The 18,926-nt window shown below is 65.6% G+C and carries 18 protein-coding genes and 1 pseudogene; 7 read left to right on the top strand and 12 right to left on the bottom strand.

Annotation, left to right across the window (positions count from 1 at the left end):
• Together ACIP0B_RS23970 and ACIP0B_RS23965 are read left to right on the top strand one after the other, a co-directional pair.
• A pseudogene (locus tag ACIP0B_RS23970) lies at positions 1 to 430 on the top strand (glutamine synthetase); the annotation flags it as partial.
• Positions 431 to 671: 241 nt separating this feature from the next.
• The gene (locus ACIP0B_RS23965) at positions 672 to 1,304 is read left to right on the top strand and encodes a TetR/AcrR family transcriptional regulator (RefSeq protein ID WP_400836596.1); all 633 of its coding nucleotides are present in this window, start codon (positions 672 to 674) and stop codon (positions 1,302 to 1,304) included.
• A 171-nt stretch (positions 1,305 to 1,475) separates the two neighbouring features.
• On the opposite strand, the gene ACIP0B_RS23960 is transcribed toward ACIP0B_RS23965, so the two are convergent.
• The 8 genes from ACIP0B_RS23960 to ACIP0B_RS23925 form a co-directional block, all read right to left on the bottom strand.
• A complete protein-coding gene (locus ACIP0B_RS23960) occupies positions 1,476 to 1,691 on the bottom strand; it encodes a molybdopterin-binding protein (protein ID WP_400836594.1) in 216 nt (71 codons plus the stop codon).
• Between the two features lie 26 nt (positions 1,692 to 1,717).
• Positions 1,718 to 2,524 carry an aliphatic sulfonates ABC transporter ATP-binding protein gene (gene ssuB, locus ACIP0B_RS23955; RefSeq protein WP_400836592.1) on the bottom strand — a complete coding sequence of 269 codons (807 nt, stop codon included), beginning with the start codon at positions 2,522 to 2,524 and terminating at the stop codon, positions 1,718 to 1,720.
• The gene (ssuC, locus tag ACIP0B_RS23950; RefSeq protein WP_400836590.1) at positions 2,521 to 3,303 is read right to left on the bottom strand and encodes an aliphatic sulfonate ABC transporter permease SsuC; all 783 of its coding nucleotides are present in this window, start codon (positions 3,301 to 3,303) and stop codon (positions 2,521 to 2,523) included. Before ssuC ends, ssuB begins: the two co-directional genes overlap by 4 nt.
• Before the next feature lie 9 nt (positions 3,304 to 3,312).
• Positions 3,313 to 4,461, bottom strand: coding sequence for an FMNH2-dependent alkanesulfonate monooxygenase (gene ssuD, locus ACIP0B_RS23945; RefSeq protein ID WP_217894553.1), 1,149 nt, complete (start codon positions 4,459 to 4,461; stop codon positions 3,313 to 3,315).
• 25 nt (positions 4,462 to 4,486) lie between these two features.
• Positions 4,487 to 5,452, bottom strand: coding sequence for a sulfonate ABC transporter substrate-binding protein (locus tag ACIP0B_RS23940; protein ID WP_400836588.1), 966 nt, complete (start codon positions 5,450 to 5,452; stop codon positions 4,487 to 4,489).
• An 89-nt stretch (positions 5,453 to 5,541) separates the two neighbouring features.
• A complete protein-coding gene (ssuE, locus tag ACIP0B_RS23935; protein WP_400836586.1) occupies positions 5,542 to 6,135 on the bottom strand; it encodes an NADPH-dependent FMN reductase in 594 nt (197 codons plus the stop codon).
• 338 nt (positions 6,136 to 6,473) lie between these two features.
• Positions 6,474 to 7,112, bottom strand: coding sequence for a peroxiredoxin (locus ACIP0B_RS23930; RefSeq protein WP_400836584.1), 639 nt, complete (start codon positions 7,110 to 7,112; stop codon positions 6,474 to 6,476).
• A 294-nt stretch (positions 7,113 to 7,406) separates the two neighbouring features.
• Positions 7,407 to 8,756, bottom strand: coding sequence for an OprD family porin (locus ACIP0B_RS23925; protein WP_400836582.1), 1,350 nt, complete (start codon positions 8,754 to 8,756; stop codon positions 7,407 to 7,409).
• 418 nt (positions 8,757 to 9,174) lie between these two features.
• On the opposite strand from ACIP0B_RS23925, the gene tauA reads away from it, so the two are divergent.
• Entirely contained in the window at positions 9,175 to 10,110 is a 936-nt protein-coding gene (tauA, locus tag ACIP0B_RS23920; protein ID WP_400836580.1) for a taurine ABC transporter substrate-binding protein, read from the top strand.
• Between the two features lie 73 nt (positions 10,111 to 10,183).
• Here tauA and argA read toward each other — a convergent pair whose 3' ends face one another.
• Together argA and argE are read right to left on the bottom strand one after the other, a co-directional pair.
• On the bottom strand, positions 10,184 to 11,482 hold the full coding sequence (gene argA / locus ACIP0B_RS23915) for an amino-acid N-acetyltransferase (RefSeq protein WP_400836578.1): 1,299 nt from the start codon (positions 11,480 to 11,482) through the stop codon (positions 10,184 to 10,186).
• Positions 11,483 to 11,674: 192 nt separating this feature from the next.
• Complete coding sequence (gene argE / locus ACIP0B_RS23910; RefSeq protein WP_400836576.1) at positions 11,675 to 12,832, bottom strand: acetylornithine deacetylase; 1,158 nt, start codon at positions 12,830 to 12,832, stop codon at positions 11,675 to 11,677.
• A 155-nt stretch (positions 12,833 to 12,987) separates the two neighbouring features.
• Here argE and ACIP0B_RS23905 point away from each other — a divergent pair, with 155 nt between their 5' ends.
• Positions 12,988 to 14,355: an inorganic triphosphatase gene (locus ACIP0B_RS23905; RefSeq protein WP_400836574.1), complete on the top strand. Its 1,368-nt coding sequence runs from the start codon at positions 12,988 to 12,990 to the stop codon at positions 14,353 to 14,355.
• Between the two features lie 115 nt (positions 14,356 to 14,470).
• Here ACIP0B_RS23905 and ACIP0B_RS23900 read toward each other — a convergent pair whose 3' ends face one another.
• Positions 14,471 to 14,935, bottom strand: coding sequence for an Lrp/AsnC family transcriptional regulator (locus ACIP0B_RS23900; protein ID WP_085581042.1), 465 nt, complete (start codon positions 14,933 to 14,935; stop codon positions 14,471 to 14,473).
• 126 nt (positions 14,936 to 15,061) lie between these two features.
• Here ACIP0B_RS23900 and ACIP0B_RS23895 point away from each other — a divergent pair, with 126 nt between their 5' ends.
• Both ACIP0B_RS23895 and ACIP0B_RS23890 read left to right on the top strand, forming a co-directional pair.
• On the top strand, positions 15,062 to 15,400 hold the full coding sequence (locus ACIP0B_RS23895) for a hypothetical protein (protein ID WP_400836572.1): 339 nt from the start codon (positions 15,062 to 15,064) through the stop codon (positions 15,398 to 15,400).
• A gap of 92 nt (positions 15,401 to 15,492) precedes the next feature.
• The gene (locus tag ACIP0B_RS23890) at positions 15,493 to 17,277 is read left to right on the top strand and encodes a GspE/PulE family protein (protein ID WP_400836570.1); all 1,785 of its coding nucleotides are present in this window, start codon (positions 15,493 to 15,495) and stop codon (positions 17,275 to 17,277) included.
• 6 nt (positions 17,278 to 17,283) lie between these two features.
• Here ACIP0B_RS23890 and ACIP0B_RS23885 read toward each other — a convergent pair whose 3' ends face one another.
• Complete coding sequence (locus ACIP0B_RS23885) at positions 17,284 to 18,249, bottom strand: hypothetical protein (protein WP_400836568.1); 966 nt, start codon at positions 18,247 to 18,249, stop codon at positions 17,284 to 17,286.
• A 134-nt stretch (positions 18,250 to 18,383) separates the two neighbouring features.
• Here ACIP0B_RS23885 and ACIP0B_RS23880 point away from each other — a divergent pair, with 134 nt between their 5' ends.
• On the top strand, positions 18,384 to 18,701 hold the full coding sequence (locus tag ACIP0B_RS23880) for a DUF2388 domain-containing protein (RefSeq protein WP_085581048.1): 318 nt from the start codon (positions 18,384 to 18,386) through the stop codon (positions 18,699 to 18,701).
• The last annotated feature ends 225 nt before the right edge of the window (positions 18,702 to 18,926 follow it).

The raw sequence follows: 18,926 nt of genomic DNA, 5'->3' as shown, positions 1-18,926 counted from the left end.
CTCGTACCGCCGCTTCGGCGCGCAGTTCTACGTGCCGAACTCGCCGAGCTGGGGCCTGGACAACCGCACCGTGGCCCTGCGCGTACCGACCGGTTCCGCCGATGCGGTACGCCTTGAGCACCGCGTAGCGGGCGCCGACGCCAACCCGTACCTGCTGATGGCTTCGGTGCTGGCGGGCGTGCACCACGGCCTGACCAACAAGATCGAGCCGCCGGCCCCGACCGAAGGCAACAGCTACGAGCAGAACGAGCAGAGCCTGCCGAACAACCTGCGCGACGCATTGCGCGAGCTGGACGACAGCGAAGTGATGGCCAAGTACATCGATCCGAAGTACATCGACATCTTCGTCGCGTGCAAGGAAAGCGAGCTGGAGGAGTTCGAGCACTCCATCTCCGACCTTGAGTACAACTGGTATCTGCATACCGTTTAAGCGGATTGCGGTGATTGAGAACGCCGTTGGCTAAGTCAGCCGACGGCGTTTTTTTATGGCCGCCTGCGGCGGATCGCCGGCAAGCCAGCGCCCACGGGGTTCTGCCTTGCACTCAAGACAAGTGCTCGGTCGAGTCTCTGCGGGAGCGGGCTTGTCGGGTCGCTGCACCGCAGCGATGGCGTCCGGGCAGACAACGCACAGGCCGGCTCGTACAATGCCCGCTGCCCCGCAGGAGACTTCCATGACGCGCCCCGCCCCCGTCCGCAAACCCCGTGCCCGCAGCCAGGCGCGGATCGATTCGATACTCGGTGCCGCGCGCACCCTGCTGGCCGCCGAGGGCGTGGGCAGCCTGTCGATCTACAGCGTCGCCGAGCGCGCGCAGATCCCGCCCTCCTCGGTCTACCACTTCTTCGCCAGCGTCCCGGCGCTGCTGGAAGGGCTCACCGCGGACGTCCACGCCGCGTTCCGCGCCTGCCTGCAATTGCCCATCGACCACGACGCCCTGCGCGACTGGCGCGACCTGTCGCGGCTGGTCGAGCAGCGCATGCTGGAGATCTACGACCAGGACGCCGCCGCCCGCCAACTGATCCTGGCCCAGCACGGCCTCACCGAAGTCACCCAGGCCGACCGCCAGCACGACCTGGAACTGGGCGACCTGATGCACAAGCTGTTCGACCGCCATTTCGAACTGCCCAAGCTGCCGGACGATGTGGACGTGTTCGCCCTGGCCATGGAACTGGGCGACCGCGTCTACGCCCGCTCGGTGCAGCAGCACGGGCAGATCACCCCGCGCATGGCCGAGGAAGGGATGCGGGTGTTCGATGCCTACATCGGGCTGTACCTGCCGCCGTACCTGCCCAAGCGGGTTCTCTAGGGCCCTGGCCTGCGGGAGCGGCGCTCGGTCCCGCAGTGACCGCAGATCTGAGTTCACCCACGCCCCCTGTGGGAGCCAGCCTGCTGGCGATGGCCTCGCCGCCCCACTCAAGCCAGGCGCAAAAAACCCCGAAGGGCTCGCACCCTCCGGGGTTGTCTTTTATCCACAGCCTCACAACTTGGCGATGGACACCTCGGTGGATTTCACGAAGGCGATCACTTCGCTGCCCACCTCCAGCTCCAGCTCCTTGACCGAGCGGGTGGTGATCACCGAGGTGACGATGCCGGAGGCGGTCTGCACGTCGATTTCCGACAGCACGTCGCCCAGGACGATTTCCTTGATGGTGCCTTTGAACTGGTTGCGTACGTTGATGGCTTTGATGGTCATGGCATGGTTCCTGTCGTTTGCTTGAGTTATTGGGCCCAGCGCAATTGCGTGGGCAGAGGTGAAACAGGTTCCGGCGCCGGCGGCTCGCCGGGCAGGGACAACACACGGTTGAGCACTTCGGTTTCCAGCGCCGCCAGCCGATGGGAGCCGCGCACCCGCGGGCGCGGCAGCTCCACGGCCAGGTCGAGGCCGACTTCGCCGTCCTCGATCAGGATCACCCGATCCGCCACCGCCACCGCCTCGCTGACGTCATGGGTCACCAGCAAGACGGTGAAGCCGTGCTGCTGCCAGAGACGCTCGATCAGTTGCTGCATCTCGATCCGGGTCAGGGCATCCAGCGCGCCCAGCGGCTCGTCGAGCAGCAGCAGGCGCGGCTGGTGGATCAGCGCCCGGGCCAGCGCCACGCGCTGCTTCTGGCCGCCGGACAGCGCCGCCGGCCACTCGTCGGCCCGGTCCGCCAGGCCCACCGCGTCCAGCGCTTGCAGCGCCTGGGCCCGCCAGTCGCCCTTGAGGCCCAGGCCGACGTTGTCGATGATGCGTTTCCACGGCAGCAGCCGCGCTTCCTGGAACATCAGGCGGGTGTCTTCCCGCGCTTCGCTCAGCGGCGCCGCGCCGGCCAGCAGGTCGCCGCCGGTGGGCCGGTCGAGGCCGGCGAGCAGGCGCAGCAAGGTGCTTTTGCCGCAACCGCTGCGCCCGACTACCGCAACGAACTGCCCCGCCGGAATGTGCAGGTCGATGTCGCGCAGCACCTGCCGCGCGCCGAAGGTCTTTTGCAGGCTGCGCAGCGCCAGCGGAATCCCGCGCAGCAGGCGCGGAGGCTGTTGAGCGGTCATGCCGCACCTCCTTTCGCCGCCTGGTAGGCCGGATGCCAGCGCAGCCACACGCGTTCGAGCCCGCGGGCCGCGAGGTCGGCCAGCTTGCCGAGCACCGCGTACATCAGGATCGCCAGCACCACCACGTCGGTCTGCAGGAACTCCCGGGCGTTCATCGCCAGATAGCCGATGCCGGAACTGGCGGAGATGGTTTCGGCCACGATCAGCGTCAGCCACATGAAGCCCAGCGCGAAGCGCACCCCCACCAGGATCGACGGCAACGCACCCGGCAGGATCACCTGCCAGAACAGGCCGAACCCGGACAGGCCGTAGCTACGGGCCATCTCCACCAGCGCCGGATCGACGTTGCGGATACCGTGGTAGGTGTTGAGGTAGATCGGGAACAGCGTGCCCAGCGCCACCAGGAAAATCTTCGCCGACTCGTCGATCCCGAACCACAGGATCACCAGCGGGATCAGCGCCAGGTGCGGCACGTTGCGGATCATCTGCACCGAGCTGTCGAGCAGGCGCTCGCCCCACTTCGACAGGCCGGTGATGAAGCCCAGCGCCAGGCCGATGCCGCCGCCGATGGTGAAGCCCAGCGCGGCGCGCCAGCCGCTGATCGCCAGGTGCGTCCAGATCTCGCCGCTGCGCACCAGGCTGACGCCGGCCTCGACCACCGCCACCGGCGCCGGCAGGATCCGCGTCGACAGCCAGCCCGCCGACACCGACAACTGCCACACCGCCAGCAACAGCACCGGCAACGCCCAGGGCGCGAGGTTGTGGATAAGTTTCTTCATGGCGGCGTCTCAGCTCTGGGACGCGGCTTTGGGAAGGATGTCGTTGGCCACCATCTCGCCGAACGGGCTGACGTAACCGGCGCTCTTCGGCGCTTCCGGACGTTCGATGTCCAGGTGCGGGAACAGCAGCTCGGCCACGCGGTACGACTCTTCGAGGTGTGGATAACCGGAGAAGATGAAGGTGTCGATGCCCAGGTCCGCGTATTCCTTCACCCGGGCCGCCACGGTCGGGCCGTCGCCGACCAGCGCCGTGCCGGCCCCGCCGCGCACCAGGCCGACGCCGGCCCACAGGTTCGGGCTGACCTCCAGGTTGTCGCGGCTGCCGCCGTGCAGCGCAGCCATGCGCTGCTGGCCCACCGAGTCGAACCGCGCCAGCGAGGCCTGGGCCCGTTTGATGGTGTCGTCGTCCAGGTGCGAGATCAGCCGGTCCGCCGCCTGCCAGGCTTCGGCGTTGGTTTCGCGCACGATCACATGCAGGCGGATGCCGAAGCGCACGGTGCGGCCGAGCTTGGCGGCCTTGGCGCGAACCTGCTCGATCTTCTCCGCCACCGCCGCCGGCGGCTCGCCCCAGGTCAGTACCATTTCCACCTGTTCGGCGGCCAGGTCCTGGGCCGCTTCCGACGAGCCGCCGAAGTACAGCGGCGGACGCGGTTGCTGGATCGGCGGATAGAGCAGCTTGGCGCCCTTCACGCTGATGTGCTCGCCGTCGTAATCCACGGTCTCGCCTTCCAGCACCCGGCGCCAGATCCGGGTGAATTCCACCGAGGCCTGATAGCGCGCTTCGTGATCGAGGAACAGGCCGTCGCCGGCCAGCTCTTCCGGATCGCCGCCGGTCACCAGGTTGAACAGCGCGCGGCCGCCGGACAGCCGGTCCAGCGTCGCCGCCTGACGCGCCGCCACCGTCGGGGAAATGATCCCGGGGCGCAGGGCCACCAGGAACTTCAGGCGCTGGGTCACCGGAATCAGCGACGCTGCCACCAGCCACGAATCCTCGCAGGAGCGGCCGGTGGGGATCAGCACGCCGCCGAAGCCCAGGCGGTCCGCCGCTTGCGCGACCTGCTGCAGGTAGCCGTGGTCGACGGCGCGGGCGCCTTCGGCGGTGCCAAGGTAATGGCCATCGCCATGGGTAGGCAGGAACCAGAAAATGTTGAGGCTCATGGAGTGGTCTCCTTGGGGATTCGAATTAAGGTGCCTTGGCCACGGCGGCCGGCGGGGTCCAGATCACGTCCTTGATGCTCAGCGGCTTGGGGATCAGCTTGAGCTGGAAGAAGGTGTCGGCGATTTTCTGTTGCGCAGCGACCACGTCCGGGGTCAGGAACAGCGCGCCGTAACCCTGGCGCTTCACCGAGGTCAGGGTGATGTCCGCCGGCAGGCCGAGCAGCGGCGCGACCTGGCGGGTGACGTCTTCGGGGTTGGCCTTGGACCATTCGCCGACCGCGCGCACTTCCTCGACGAGGGTGGTGATCACCTCGGGATGCTTCTGGGTGTAGGGCTTGGTCGCCAGGTAGAACTGATGGTTGTCGACCAGGCCTTTGCCGTCGCGCAGGGTGCGTGCCTGCAATTGCTGTTCGGCGGCGGCCTGGTACGGATCCCAGATCACCCAGGCGTCGACGCTGCCGCGCTCGAACGCCGCGCGGGCATCGGCCGGTGGCAGGTAGACGGTCTGGATGTCGCTGTACTTGAGGCCGGCGTCTTCGAGGGCGCGCACCAGCAGGTAATGGACGTTGGAGCCCTTGTTGAACGCGACCTTCTTGCCCTTCAGGTCCGCGACCGATTTGATCGGCGAGTCCTTCTGCACCAGGATCGACTCGCTGTCCGGCGCCGGCGGCTCATAGGCCACATAGAGCAGATCGGCGCCGGCGGCCTGGGCGAACACCGGCGGGGTTTCGCCGGTGACGCCGAAGTCGATCGAGCCGACGTTCAGGCCTTCCAGCAGTTGCGGGCCGCCGGGGAACTCGGTCCACTGCACGTCCACGCCTTGGGCGGCCAGACGCTTTTCCAGGGTGCCCTTGGCCTTGAGCAGCACCAATGTGCCGTACTTCTGATAGCCGATCCGCAACGTCTCGGCCTGGGCCTGGGTGATGGCGCCGAAGGACACAGCCGCAGCAAACAGAGCGACCAGACCGCGACGCAAAAATACAGTGCGCATAGCGCTCTCCTTTTTGCAGTTGGTTTTGGCTGCACCTGCTTGCCCGTTGGCGGGCGAGTAAGGCCAGTGATGTCAGATTCGGGTAAAGCTCAAATGCTCCAGCGGGCACTCAACAGACGTTCGTTCAACACACCCGGCGCCAGCGGTTTGGGCCGGCGGGCCATGGCCCCGACGAACAGCTCCAGGGCTTCGTGCAGACGCTGCTCCAACGCCGGCGCGAGCTGCGGCCGGGCGCTGCCTTCGCCGTAGGCGATCTGGCTGTCCTCGGCGAAGATCCCCTGCAGCATTTCCTGGGCCTTCAAGGCCGACAGCACCGGCTTGAGGGCGTAATCGACCACCAGCATGTGGGCGATGCTGCCGCCGGTGGCCATCGGCAAAACGATCTTGTGGCTCAGGGCTCGTTCGGGCAGCAGGTCGAGCACGGTTTTCAGGGCTCCGGAAAACGAGGCCTTGTACACCGGCGTGGCGATCAGCAGGCCGTCGGCGTTCTCGATCTGTTGCAGCAGGTCGAGCACCGTCGGGCTGTCGAAACGGGCGTGGAGCAGATCCTCGGCGGGGAAGTCCCGCACCTGATAGCTCACCACTTCCACACCTTGCTGCTGCAACCAGTGTTGCGAACGTTCCAGCAACACCCCGGAACGGGAGCGTTGGCTGGGACTGCCACCGAGCGATACCACCAGCATTCAGACGATTCCTTGCGTGTTACGGGCGATTCGCGGGGTGCGGTCTCGCTGTGTTGGAGTGACCTTACCAGCTCATTCATATATCCATAAATCATATTTATTCATTTGGTTATTCCCTGTGGAGATATACGTGTTCATTTCCTCCAGGCAAAAAAACAGGCCGTCGAAACGGCCTGAAACCCTGCTTTGCGGGTACTGCACTTGAAGTCGTTGCTGAACGGGCCTGCCTCATCGTCGGATCGCCGCCCGGGGCAAGCCCGCTCCCACAGGGGCATGCATTCAACTGCGGGAGCCAGCCTGCTGGATGGCGGCTTCGGCCGCGCCGAATGCCCCGGGGATCACTTGTTCGGCTGCGGCGTCAGGCGCAGGTACGGCTTGATCGCCCGGTAACCCTTCGGAAAGCGCCGTTTGATTTCGTCCGGATCCTGGAGCGAAGGCACGATCACCACCTCGTCGCCGTCCTGCCAGTTGGCCGGGGTGGCCACCTTGTGGTTGTCGGTGAGCTGCAGCGAGTCGATCACCCGCAGGATCTCGTGGAAGTTGCGCCCGGTGCTCGCCGGATAGGTGATGGTCAGGCGGATCTTCTTGTTCGGGTCGATCACGAACAGGGAACGCACGGTGAGGGTATCGCTGGCGTTGGGGTGGATCAGGTCGTAGAGGTCGGACACCTTGCGGTCGGCGTCGGCCAGGATCGGGAAATTGACGATGGTGTTCTGGGTTTCGTTGATGTCTTCGATCCACTTGTGGTGCGAGTCCACCGGGTCGACCGACAGCGCGATGGCCTTCACGCCGCGTTGGGCGAACTGCTCCTTGAGCTTGGCGGTGAAGCCCAGCTCCGTGGTGCACACCGGGGTGAAGTCCGCCGGGTGGGAAAACAGCACGCCCCAGCTGTCGCCCAGCCATTCGTGGAAACGAATCTTGCCGGCGCTGGAGTCCTGTTCGAAATCGGGGGCGATGTCGCCGAGTCTGAGGCTCATGGTGCTGCTCCTGATGAGTGGGTGGAGAAGACAACTGTAGCTCGGCTTTTGATCTTCTGAAAAAGAATAAATAACTAGATATTTAGACCATTAAGAAATATTAAACATCTGTTCACTGGACGCCTCCGGGCATCGCGACCACCATCGGCCCCAAGGTTCGAGAAGGCCTTGAGTTGCAGTAAAGAGGGAAACCTCGGGAAGGGTCTACGGGGGTGGGCCCGACCCGAAACGCAAAAGCCCCGTCCGGCGCGATGCCGGACGGGGCTTTTTTTCATCGCTTGCTCGGGCGCGCTGTTACAGCAGCGGGATCGAGTAGCTGACGATCAGGCGGTTCTCGTCCTGGTCACGCTGACCTGGGATGTCGTTGCGCCAGGTGGCGTTTTTCCACATCAGGCCAAGGTTCTTCAGCGGGCCTTCCGGCACGACGTAACCGACGGTCAGGTCGCGTTCCCACTCGGTCTTGTCACCGGTGGCGTTGTCGATGTTGTCGCCACGCAGGTAAACGACACCGGCGGTCAGGCCAGGTACGCCGACCTTGGCGAAGTCATACGAGTAGCGACCTTGCCAGGTGCGTTCGCCGGCACGGCCGAACTTCTGGATCTGCATGTCGGTGATGGTGTAGTTGGACGAGCCGTCACCCTGGTTCAGCCAAGGGAAGTCGCTGTCGCCGTTGCTGACCTGGTAGCCGCCGCCGAAGGTGTGGCCTTCAACGGTGTACAGGAACAGGCCGCTGTACAGGTTGTTGTCGACCTTGCCTTTGGTGACCGAGCCGCCGTAGTAGCCGGTGGTGTAGTAGGCGCTGTCGTGGCCGTTGGCACCGTCGCTGCGGCTGTTGAAGTAACGGAAGTCCGACTTCAGCACGCCCGGGCCGATTGCCCAGTTGTGCACCAGACCCAGGAAGTGTTGCTTGTAGAAGTCTTCCAGGTTGCCGTAGTAGTACTGAGCGGTCAGGTCTTTGGTGATTTTGTAGTCACCGCCGCCGTAGATGAACTTGTTGCTGTCACGACCGGAAGCGGTGTGAGCGTTCGCACCGGCGATCGACAGTTCTTCGTTGTTGCTGGAGTTACGGCCCTTGGCGTGCTCGATCTGACCGCCGACCAGCGTCAGGTCCTTGATGTCGCCGGAGGTGATCTGGCCGCCCTGCCAGGTCTGCGGCAGCAGACGACCGTCGTTGGTCACGATGACCGGGTTCTTCGGCTGCAGCGTGCCCAGCTTCAGTTCGGTCTGGGAGATCTTGGCCTTGGCGGTCAGGCCCAGGCTGGAGAAGTTGTCCACAGCTTCGCCGTTGGACTTGCTCGGGAACACAGTGCCACCGTAGGAGGTCGCAGTGGCGCCGTTGGTGCCGCCGCCCGAGTCCAGCTTCACGCCCAGCAGGCCGATGGCGTCGATACCGAAGCCTACGGTGCCTTGGGTGTAGCCGGAGATGAAGCGCAGGTCGAAACCTTGACCCCATTCTTCGTTCTTGCTCTGCACGCCGGCACGCTTGTTGGCGGCGGAGTTCGCAGCGCTGTCACGGTTGTCGGTGTTGATGTAGAAGTTACGCAGCCCCAAGGTGGCCTTGCTGTCTTCGATGAAACCGGCGGCGCCTGCCTGCTGCGCCATAACCCCTACGGCCACGGCCAGGGCCAAGGTGGACTTGTTCATGTAACGCTCCTCTCGTTTCTAATTCTTGTGTTCCTGGTCCGGGGTCTGCGCCCCTGGATCCTAAGATGCGCGATTAGCGCCAGACCGTGACTGACAAGTCAATCGCAACCTTGTACGCCTACGACCAAGGTCTAATCGCAGTGATTTGGTCCCTGCAGGGTAATGATTTCCTGATAAACCCAAAAAGAATTTATTCATTCTTTTTCATACCATTCGGGAATATGGCCATCTATTGGCCACCCACGCCGGGCTACAACGTATCGGCGCCTAAGCTCATTCCTAAACGGTATTTGTTCGCCTTTTTTTAGATCGATTAGCGTTGACTCAACCCCAATACGTCAATCCCTATCGAAAAGGCGACGCCATGATGGCCAAACGCGCACTATCTAGTCAATTTGTTACAGTTTGTGTGTCGGCGATGATTTCTTTTTCTGTCCAGGCTTCCGGTCTCACGGTCGGCTATCAGACCGGCATCGACCCGAGCAAGGTGCCCCAGGCCGACGGCACCTATGAGAAGGCCATCGGCGAGAAGATCGACTGGCGCCGCTTCAACAGCGGCCCGGAAGTTGTGACAGCCATCGCCTCCGGCGATGTGCAGATCGGCAACCTCGGTTCCAGCCCGCTGGCGGCGGCCGCCTCGCGCAACCTGCCGATCGTGGCGTTCATCGTGTCGGCCCAGATCAACAGCGCCGAAGCCTTGGTGGTGCGCAACGGCAGCGGCATCGACAAGCCCCAGGACCTGGTCGGCAAGACCATCGCCACGCCGTTCGTCTCCACCTCCCACTACAGCCTGCTCGGTGCGCTCAAGCACTGGGGCCTGGACGCCTCGAAGGTCAAGGTGGTGAACCTGCAGCCCGCTGAGATCGCGGCGGCCTGGAAGCGCGGCGACATCGACGGCGCGTTCGTCTGGTCGCCGGCACTGGGCGAGATCCGCAAGACCGGCAAGACCCTGACCGACGCCGCGCAGGTCGGCCAGTGGGGCGCGCCGACCTTCGAGGTCTGGGTGGCCCGCAAGGACTACGCCGAGAAGCACCCGGACGTGGTGGCCGGGTTCGCCAAGGTGACGCTGGACGCGTTCGCCGACTATGCCGCGCATAAAGACAGCTGGACCGCCGACTCGGCACCGGTGCAGAAAATCGCCAAATTGACCGGTGCCAACGCGGCGGACGTGCCGGAACTGCTCGCCGGCTCGGCGTTCCCCGACGCCCGGGCGCAGCAGACCGCCGCACTGTTGGACGGCGGCACGGCCAAGGCCATCGGGGAGACGGCGAAGTTCCTGAAGGAACAGGGCAAGGTCGAGACGGTGCTGGCGGATTACTCGCCGTATGTCAGCGCGAAGTTTGTCGGCGATTGAATCTGCGGTTAAGGGCGGCTTCGCCGCCCAGCGGGAGCAAGCTCCCTCGCCACAGACGCGCTTTGCCTAAAGGTCAAAGGGCCTTTTCGAAGATCTTCGAATTGCGCTGATAGTTGTACAGCGACGCCCGCGCCGCCGGCAGGCGCTCGACGCTGCTCGGCTCGAACCCGCGCTCGCGGAACCAGTGCGCGGTGCGGGTGGTGAGCACGAACAGGGTCTTGAGGCCCTGGGCCCGGGCGCGGGCCTCGATGCGCTCCAGCAGCTCGTCGCCGCGGCCGCCGTGGCGGTACTCCGGGTTCACCGCCAGGCACGCCAGCTCGCCGGCGTCCGAGTCGGCGATCTGATACAACGCCGCGCAGGCGATGATCATGCCCTCACGTTCGACCACGCTGAACTGCTCGATCTCGCGCTCCAGCACCTCGCGGGAACGGCGCACCAGAATCCCTTGCTCCTCCAGCGGACTGATCAGGTCGAGCAGGCCGCCGACGTCCTCGATCGCCGCCTCGCGCACCAACTCGAACTGCTCTTGGGCCACCAGCGTGCCGCCGCCGTCGCGGGTGAACAGCTCGGTGAGCAGCGCACCGTCTTCGGCGTAGCTGACGATGTGGCTGCGGGCCACGCCGCCGCGGCAGGCCTCGGCGGCGGCATCGAGCAGTTCCGCCTGATAGTTGCTGCCCAGGCGTTGCAGGTGCGCCGGCACTTGCTGCGGGCGCAGTTCGCGCACCAGGTGACCGTGCTCGTCGATCAGGCCCAGGTCGGCGCCGAACAGCAGCAGCTTGTCGGCTCCCAGGTCGATGGCGGCGCGGGTGGCGACGTCTTCGCAGGCCAGGTTGAAGATTTCGCCGGTCGGCGAGTAGCCCAGCGGCGACAGCAGCACGATGGAGCGCTCGTCCAGCAGGCGGTTGATGCCCTTGCGGTCGACCCGGCGCACTTCGCCGGTGTGGTGGTAGTCGACGCCTTCGAGCACGCCGATCGGCCGCGCGGTGACCAGGTTGCCGCTGGCCACCCGCAGGCGCGAGCCCTGCATCGGCGACGAGGCCATGTCCATCGACAGGCGCGCCTCGATGGCGATGCGCAACTGGCCGACGGCGTCGATCACGCACTCCAGGGTCGCGGCGTCGGTGATGCGCATGCCGTGGTGGTAATGCGGGGTCAGGCCACGGGCGGCGAGACGCGCCTCGATCTGCGGGCGCGAACCGTGCACCAGCACCAGGCGCACGCCGAGGCTGTGCAGCAGCACGATGTCATGGACGATGTTGCCGAAGTTCGGATGCTCCACGCCGTCGCCGGGCAGCATGACGACGAAGGTGCAGTCGCGGTGGGCATTGATGTAAGGGGACGCGTGGCGAAGCCAATTGACGTATTCGGGCATGAACCTGGGCCTGTAATAAATAGCAGCCGGAAAAGGGGCGGAACGGAAAACGCACAGCGGGCTGATGGTTATCGTCGGAACAGGCTTGGCGACACGCGCGCTCTCCTCATGAATACGGGTTGGATCGGCGGCAATTTACCGCGTTTGCCCTCATAAAACACAGACCCCGTTTAGGCGCGGGCAAGCTCGCGCCTACAGGTTTTTGTCCGGGACCAGGCAGTAATGCTCAATCAACTGCCGCAACAGGTTCACCGTAGGCTGCAAACGTGACATTTCGAGGTATTCGCCCGGCTGGTGCGCACAGGCGATGTCACCGGGGCCCAGCACGATGGTCTCGCAGCCCAGGCGCTGAAGATAAGGCGCTTCGGTGCCGAACGCCACCGCTTCGGCGGCGTGGCCGGTGAGCTTCTCGGCGATGCGCACCAGTTCGCTGCCTTCGGCCTGCTCGAACGGCGGCACCTCAGGGAACAGCGGCCGGTAGTCGATCTTCACCTGATGCCGTTCTGCGACCGGGTTGAGCTTCTGCAGGATCTCGGCCCGCAGCACCTTGGGGTCCATGCCCGGCAGCGGCCGCAGGTCGAACTCCAGCGAGCACTGGCCGCAGATGCGGTTGGGGTTGTCGCCGCCGTGGATGCAGCCGAAGTTGAGGGTCGGCTGCGGCACGCTGAACTGGGGATTGTTGAACTCGCGCTGCCACAGCAGGCGCAGGCCGCGCAGTTCGCCGATGGCATCGTGCATCGCCTCCAGGGCGCTGTGGCCCAGGCGCGGATCCGACGAATGGCCGCTCTGGCCGAGGATGTCGATGCGCTCCATCATCACGCCCTTGTGCAGGCGGATCGGCTTGAGCCCGGTGGGTTCGCCGATCACCGCCGCCCGCCCCAGCGGCCGCCCCGCTTCGGCCAGGGCCCGGGCGCCGGACATCGAGCTTTCCTCGTCGCAGGTGGCGAGGATCAGCAGCGGTTGCCTGAACGGCTGGGCCAGCAACGGCTGCACGGCTTCGATGACCAGGGCGAAGAAACCCTTCATGTCGCAGCTGCCGAGACCGATCCAGCGGCCGTCGGCCTCGGTGAGCGTCAGCGGGTCGGTCTGCCACAGCGCGTCGTCGTAGGGCACCGTGTCGCTGTGCCCGGCCAGCACCAGGCCGCCGGGGCCGCTGCCGAAACTGGCGAGCAGGTTGAACTTGCCGGGGCTGACCTGCTGGATGTCGCAGGCGAACCCCAGGTCGCCCAGCCATCCCGCCAGCAGATCGATCACGGCCCGGTTGGACTGGTCGAGCCCCGGCTGGGTGCAGCTGACCGACGGCACGGCGATCAGCGCGGCGAACTGGTCTTTCATGGACGGCAAAGGCATCGCTGACTCCCACTCCCGGATTGAAGTCCATCATAGAGCCATCCGGCGCCCGGAATAAACCGCCGCAAGGCGCAGCCCCCGTGAGTCCTGTACACTGCACGGCCTTGGCAGCCGCGCATCCCCCGGCTGCGCTCCCGATCCTGGATTTTCCGGCCATGCAGAAAGAAACCGAAATCAAGCTCCGCGTCAGCCGCGAAACCCTCGCTGCCCTGCGCGAGCACCCGCTACTGAAAAAACGCAACAAAAATGGCTGGGAACGCCGTGAGTTGATGAACCAGTACTTCGACACCCCCGAGCGCGACCTGGCCCAGGCCAAGGTCGCCCTGCGCCTGCGCAAGGACGGCGACGAAGTGATCCAGACCCTCAAGACCCGCGGCCAGAGCGTCGCCGGCCTGTCCGAGCGCAACGAGTACGACTGGCACCTGGCCAAGGCCAAGCTCGACGTGAAGAAGCTCGACGGCGAATGCTGGCCCGAGTCCCTGGCGGAACTGGACAAGAAAACCCTCAAGCCGATCTTCACCACCGATTTCGTCCGCGAGCGCGCCGAGATCGCCTGGGGCCGCGGCAAGGCCAAAGTGGTCATCGAAGCCGCGCTGGACCTGGGCCACGTCGTGGTCGGCAAGCAGAAAGAGGAAATCTGCGAGCTGGAACTGGAACTGCGCGAAGGCGAGCCCGCCGCGCTGCTGGAACTGGCCGCCGAACTGGCCGAGACCCTGGCCCTGATGCCGTGCGACATCAGCAAGGCCGAGCGCGGCTACCGCCTGCACGACGCCGCCAGCTATTCGCTGAGCCTGCCGGCGCCGCAGCTGACCGCCGAAACCCCGCTCGACGACGCGTTCGCCGCACTGGGCTGGCACCTGCTCGGCAGCAGCCAGCGGCTGGCCGAACAGTACCGCTTCAACGGCCATTGGCGCCTGCTGCAGGACTGGGTCGAGCGCCTTGCGGAACTGCGCGCCCTGCTCAGCAGCCTCGGCCAGGCCGCTCCGCGCCCGTCGACCCACGACCTGCGCGTGGCGCTCGACGCCCTGCTCGAAGACTGGCGCCCGCTGGTGCAGGCCGGTCTCGACGATGAAGACGTGCGCAAGGCCGCGCCGGAACAGTTCCTCGAAGAACTGGAAGACCCGCGCTGGGGCCTGTTCTCGCTGAACGCCTCACGCTGGCTGCTGGCCCGCGGCTGGACCGCCGAACGCAACACCCGCGGCAACCGCCAGGGCTCGGCCCAGCTGCACAGCTGGCTGCCTCGCCTCTTGAGCGAGGAAGCCGGCTCCCTGCAGCTGCAGCGCTACCAGCAGCAGCCGGAAGACCTGGCCGAACAGCTGCCGCGCATCGAGCGCATCCAGGTGTGGCTGCACCACGCGCGCAACGTGCTGGAGATCGCCGAGATGGACCGCCTGTACGGCGAACTGAACAAGCTGGCGCAACTGGCCAACCAGCCGATCACCGACGAAGCGCTGGATGCGCGCAAGCATCAGGCCATCGCGGTCTATCAGAACCGCGCCTGGAAGACCCTGCTGCGCCTGTGACCCCGCCATCGCCGGCAGGCCGGCTCCCACAGGGGATTTGTGGCTGACACAGAACCTGTGTGGGAGCGGCGGTGCGACCTGCCCGCGATGAGGCTCTCCCCCTCAACGAAGCTCCTCAGACCGGCAGACTGGTGGTCGACTTGATCTCCGACAGCGCCACGATCGAGTTCACCTCCTGGATCCCCGGCACCAGCGACAGCTTCTCGAAGAAAAACCGCTCGTACGCCTCGATGTCCGCCGCGACGATGCGCAGCATGAAGTCCACCGCCCCCATCAGCACGTAGCATTCCAGCACTTCCGGAAAACCGCGGATCGCCTCGGTGAACTCGGTGAAGTTCGAGCGGCCGTGGGCGTTGAGCTTGACCTGGGCGAAGATCTGCGTGTTCAGGCCGATCTTCTTGCGGTCGAGCAAGGTCACCTGGCCGCGGATGATCCCCTCCTCCTTCATCCGCTGGATCCGCCGCCAGCAGGGCGACTGCGACAGCCCCACCTGTTCGGCGATCTGTGCGCTGGACAAGGAAGCGTCCGCTTGCAGCAGCGCGAGAATGCGCCGGTCGTAGCTGTCCAGCTCGCTGTGCATAAATAATCCCCCGAATGACAGAAAGACGAATTGAGCCTGTCGGCCAACCGCATAATCCGCCCATCTTAGATAAGAAATGCCCGGCACCGAATGTAAAAATTTCTCCACCGAATCCGGAGAGCCGCCATGCCCCACCTCGAAGCCGTGACCACCCCCTCGCCCCGCGCCGATGCCTGGAGCGCGCGCAACGCCCATTGCCTGGCGCAGTACCGGATCCTCGCCGAAGCCGAACCGGACCTGCCGGTGCGCGTGCTGAACCTGTTCGCCCTGCAATCCCTGACGCCTGAACAGGTCAACCTGCAGCGGCTGGACGACCTGCTGTCGATCGACATCGTCATGGGCGGGCTGAGCTGGCACCGCGCCCAGGTGATCGCGCAGAAGCTGGGCAACCTGGTCAGCGTCTGTTCGGTCACGCTGCACAATGCCGAGGCGACACGGGCGGCGCCGGTGCAGGCGGCCGGCTGAAAGATCCCGAAACGGCTTGCGGCCGGTAGTGGCCCAACGGTCGGCGGGGCCGCGGCTATCCTTTTGCGCACTGTCGTTCAAAAGGTGTCCGCATGTCCGTTCAACTCGCCGCCCAGGATCGCTGGCTGGACCTCAACGATTTACTCCGTGAACTGGTCGCCCAGGGCTTCATCAGCCAGGACGCCGCCGAACAGGCGCTGAACGCGCGCCGCCGCCAGGGCGCCCAGGGCCAGCCGCATCCGCTGGAGTTCATCGCCGCCCAGCAGCTGGACGACCTCAGCCGCCCGGGCCGGCACCTGGACCTGGAGAGCCTGACCCTGTGGCTGGCCCAGCAGGCCGGCCAGCCGTACCTGCGCATCGACCCCTTGAAGATCAACGTGGCGGCGGTCATCCCGCTGATGTCCTATGCCTTCGCCCAGCGCCATCGGATCCTGGCGGTGGCCGTCGACCGCGACGCGGTGACCGTGGCCAGCGCCCAGCCCTACGTCAGCGGCTGGGAGGCCGACCTGACCCACGTCCTCAAGCTGCCGGTCAAGCGGGTGGTGGCCAACCCGGCGGACATCCAGCGCCTGAGCGTCGAGTTCTTCCGCCTGGCCAAGTCGGTCAGCGGCGCCAGCAGCGCCGACCAGCAGGGCGGCCACCTGGGCAACTTCGAGCAGCTGCTCAACCTCGGCGCCAGCGACCAGGAGCCGGACGCCAACGATGCGCACATCGTCAACATCGTCGACTGGCTGTTCCAGTACGCGTTCCAGCAGCGGGCCAGCGACATCCACATCGAGCCGCGCCGCGAGCAAGGCACGGTGCGTTTCCGCATCGACGGCGTGCTGCACGACGTCTACCAGTTCCCCCCGCAGGTGACGATGGCCATCGTCAGCCGCCTCAAGAGCCTGGGCCGGATGAACGTCGCCGAAAAGCGCAAGCCCCAGGACGGCCGGGTCAAGACCAAGACCCCGGACGGCGGCGAGGTCGAGCTGCGCCTCTCGACCCTGCCCACGGCGTTCGGCGAAAAGATGGTCATGCGGATCTTCGACCCCGAGGTGCTGCTCAAGGACTTCGACCAGCTGGGCTTTTCCGCCGACGACCTGCGCCGCTGGCAGGACATGACCCGCCAGCCCAACGGCATCATCCTGGTGACCGGGCCCACCGGGTCGGGCAAGACCACCACCCTCTACACCACGCTGAAGAAACTGGCGACGCCCCAGGTCAATCTCTGCACCATCGAAGACCCGATCGAGATGGTCGAGCCGGCGTTCAACCAGATGCAGGTGCAGCACAACATCGACCTGGGTTTCGCCGCCGGCGTGCGGGCGCTGATGCGGCAGGATCCGGACATCATCATGATCGGCGAGATCCGCGACCTGGAAACCGCCGAAATGGCGATCCAGGCCGCGCTGACCGGGCACCTGGTGCTGTCGACCCTGCACACCAACGACGCGCCCAGCGCCATCAGCCGCCTGCTGGAGCTCGGCGTGCCGCATTACCTGATCAAGGCCACGGTGCTCGGGGTCATGGCGCAGCGGCTGGTGCGCACCCTGTGCCCGCACTGCAAGGCGCCGCTCACCCTGGACGAAGACGGCTGGCAAACCCTGACCCGCCCGTGGCAGGCGCCGCTGCCGGGCAACGCGCAGCGGGCCATCGGTTGCCTGGAATGCCGCGACACCGGTTACCACGGACGGGCCGGCGTCTACGAGATCATGCAGTTGAGCGACGGCCTCAAGGCCCTGATCAGCCCCGACACCGACCTCACGGCCATCCGGCGCCAGGCGTTCAAGGAAGGCATGCGCAGCCTGCGGCTGTCGGGCGCGCAGAAAGTCGCGGCGGGGCTGACGACCATCGAGGAGGTGCTGCGGGTGACACCGCAAAGCACGCAGGCATAGCGCCCGCTAGCGGTCGAACCCCTCCACCTCGCTGTCGGGCTTGATCCACAGTTCGGCGCCGTCCAGCACATGCTGTTCAATCGAATGCCCGGGCGCGAGTCCCTCGCCTGTGCGCAGGTTTCGCCCGGTGTAGTACCCGTCCGCACGGAACACCAGGGTGTACGGCATGATCTGGCCGACCCTCATGCCTTCAGGGTAGTGCCAGTCGCCCAAGGTCATCGGTGTCCTCAGTTGCCCTTCCCAATGCAGGCGCCCGCGTTGCGCATCCAGCCTGACGCTCACATTCTTCAGCGCCAGGCCGTCCAGGGTAATGGCCGGCGACGTACCGTAATGGCTCACGCTGTAGCCGACATCCCGCTGAAGCACCTGGCTGTCCGCCGGCCAGTCCACACCGGCGATGTGCGTGCCGGGCACCAGTTCGCAACGGCTGAACCGCCAGAGCTCCGGTCGCAGCCGCGCTTGCCGGTTGAAGCGGGCGACGACCCAGCTGGCGCCGGCGCAGGGCCAGCCGTCGACCGTCTGGTTCCCCACCAGCTTCAAATTCGCTTCGTCCGAGCCATACATCTGCAGCGCCGAGACCCGCAGCCCCATGACGGTATGCGGCGCCCCGAATTCAGCGGCCTCCAGACTGGCCAGGGCCTGCGCTTGAGGTTGACCGCCGGCCTCCAGCGGCTCGGCTGCCTTCAGGTGCAGCCGGGTGCCGGCAGGCAAGTCCAGCCCTTCGATCTGCTCGGCGTGATCCAGCGTGGGGTTGCGCCGCAGGTTCTCCTGATAGCTGCTCAGGATTTGATAGGTGGTCACGCCGACGACCGACGTGGCTACCAGCGTCAAGGCCCCGAGCTTGCGCGGGTGGCGCAGCAGCGGCCGACGCCACGCCGGCACACAGAGCATGATCAGCAGGATCGGCAGGCCGAGAAAGGATCCGATGACCAACCACCACACCGTCATGTAAATCAGAGCGATAAGCGCCAAGGCAGCATCCATGCATGGGAAACGAAAGCCGACATGGTGCCAAACAAGTCGGCACGCCTCCAGCCGGGTCACGGAACTCGACCGGGGGAATGACGATCCAACGCCACAGTCAAACCCCAGCGGAGTCATCCACCATGCGTCTCAAGCTTGCTGTCGCCACCCTTGCCTTGCTGTCCCTTCCCGTCGGTTCGGCAATGGCTGACAGCTTTTGGCGTAACGTCATCTCGTCCGGCGCCACCACCGGCTCGACCTACCTGACCTTCAAGGACCACAAACTGATCGTCGCCGCCCAGGACGATGCCGGCAGCTTCGTCGCCAGCGAAGGCAGCATCCGCGGCCCGTACCTGGAAGCCGCGATGCAGAAGGTCCGCGCCGACAATCCGGGCCTGCAGGCGTCGGACATGGAACTGGCCAACGCGATCCTGGCGAAGAACGCCGTGGCTTCCGAGTAAGCCTTGCCCCACAGAAATGCCGCTCCCGGGAGCGGCATTTTTTTTGCCCGCGTTTGCGTGGGAACGACTGACTGGATTTCGCCCTGTGGGGCCTGGGCTGACGCCATCGCCAGCAGGCTGGCTCCCACAGAGTGCGCGGAGCGCATGCAGGATCTGCGGCCACCGCAAAGACCTGTGGGAGATTCTATGTTGCAAGGGAACCCTGCAGCCTCAAGTTCGGTTGGT

Source organism: Pseudomonas sp. NPDC089534 (assembly GCF_044749305.1).
GTDB lineage: Bacteria > Pseudomonadota > Gammaproteobacteria > Pseudomonadales > Pseudomonadaceae > Aquipseudomonas > Aquipseudomonas ekonensis.
The sequence above is the reverse complement of the archived record's forward strand: the minus strand, read 5'-3'. Positions and strand labels throughout refer to the sequence as shown.

Excerpts from the sequence above, each read along its gene's own strand:
- ACIP0B_RS23965 (WP_400836596.1), top strand. The coding sequence starts at position 672 with ATGACGCGCCCCGCCCCCGTCCGCAAACCCCGTGCCCGCAGCCAGGCG.
- ACIP0B_RS23960 (WP_400836594.1), bottom strand. The coding sequence starts at position 1,691 with ATGACCATCAAAGCCATCAACGTACGCAACCAGTTCAAAGGCACCATC.
- ssuB (WP_400836592.1), bottom strand. The coding sequence starts at position 2,524 with ATGACCGCTCAACAGCCTCCGCGCCTGCTGCGCGGGATTCCGCTGGCG.
- ssuC (WP_400836590.1), bottom strand. The coding sequence starts at position 3,303 with ATGAAGAAACTTATCCACAACCTCGCGCCCTGGGCGTTGCCGGTGCTG.
- ssuD (WP_217894553.1), bottom strand. The coding sequence starts at position 4,461 with ATGAGCCTCAACATTTTCTGGTTCCTGCCTACCCATGGCGATGGCCAT.
- ACIP0B_RS23940 (WP_400836588.1), bottom strand. The coding sequence starts at position 5,452 with ATGCGCACTGTATTTTTGCGTCGCGGTCTGGTCGCTCTGTTTGCTGCG.
- ssuE (WP_400836586.1), bottom strand. The coding sequence starts at position 6,135 with ATGCTGGTGGTATCGCTCGGTGGCAGTCCCAGCCAACGCTCCCGTTCC.
- ACIP0B_RS23930 (WP_400836584.1), bottom strand. The coding sequence starts at position 7,112 with ATGAGCCTCAGACTCGGCGACATCGCCCCCGATTTCGAACAGGACTCC.
- ACIP0B_RS23925 (WP_400836582.1), bottom strand. The coding sequence starts at position 8,756 with ATGAACAAGTCCACCTTGGCCCTGGCCGTGGCCGTAGGGGTTATGGCG.
- tauA (WP_400836580.1), top strand. The coding sequence starts at position 9,175 with ATGATTTCTTTTTCTGTCCAGGCTTCCGGTCTCACGGTCGGCTATCAG.
- argA (WP_400836578.1), bottom strand. The coding sequence starts at position 11,482 with ATGCCCGAATACGTCAATTGGCTTCGCCACGCGTCCCCTTACATCAAT.
- argE (WP_400836576.1), bottom strand. The coding sequence starts at position 12,832 with ATGCCTTTGCCGTCCATGAAAGACCAGTTCGCCGCGCTGATCGCCGTG.
- ACIP0B_RS23905 (WP_400836574.1), top strand. The coding sequence starts at position 12,988 with ATGCAGAAAGAAACCGAAATCAAGCTCCGCGTCAGCCGCGAAACCCTC.
- ACIP0B_RS23900 (WP_085581042.1), bottom strand. The coding sequence starts at position 14,935 with ATGCACAGCGAGCTGGACAGCTACGACCGGCGCATTCTCGCGCTGCTG.
- ACIP0B_RS23895 (WP_400836572.1), top strand. The coding sequence starts at position 15,062 with ATGCCCCACCTCGAAGCCGTGACCACCCCCTCGCCCCGCGCCGATGCC.
- ACIP0B_RS23890 (WP_400836570.1), top strand. The coding sequence starts at position 15,493 with ATGTCCGTTCAACTCGCCGCCCAGGATCGCTGGCTGGACCTCAACGAT.
- ACIP0B_RS23880 (WP_085581048.1), top strand. The coding sequence starts at position 18,384 with ATGCGTCTCAAGCTTGCTGTCGCCACCCTTGCCTTGCTGTCCCTTCCC.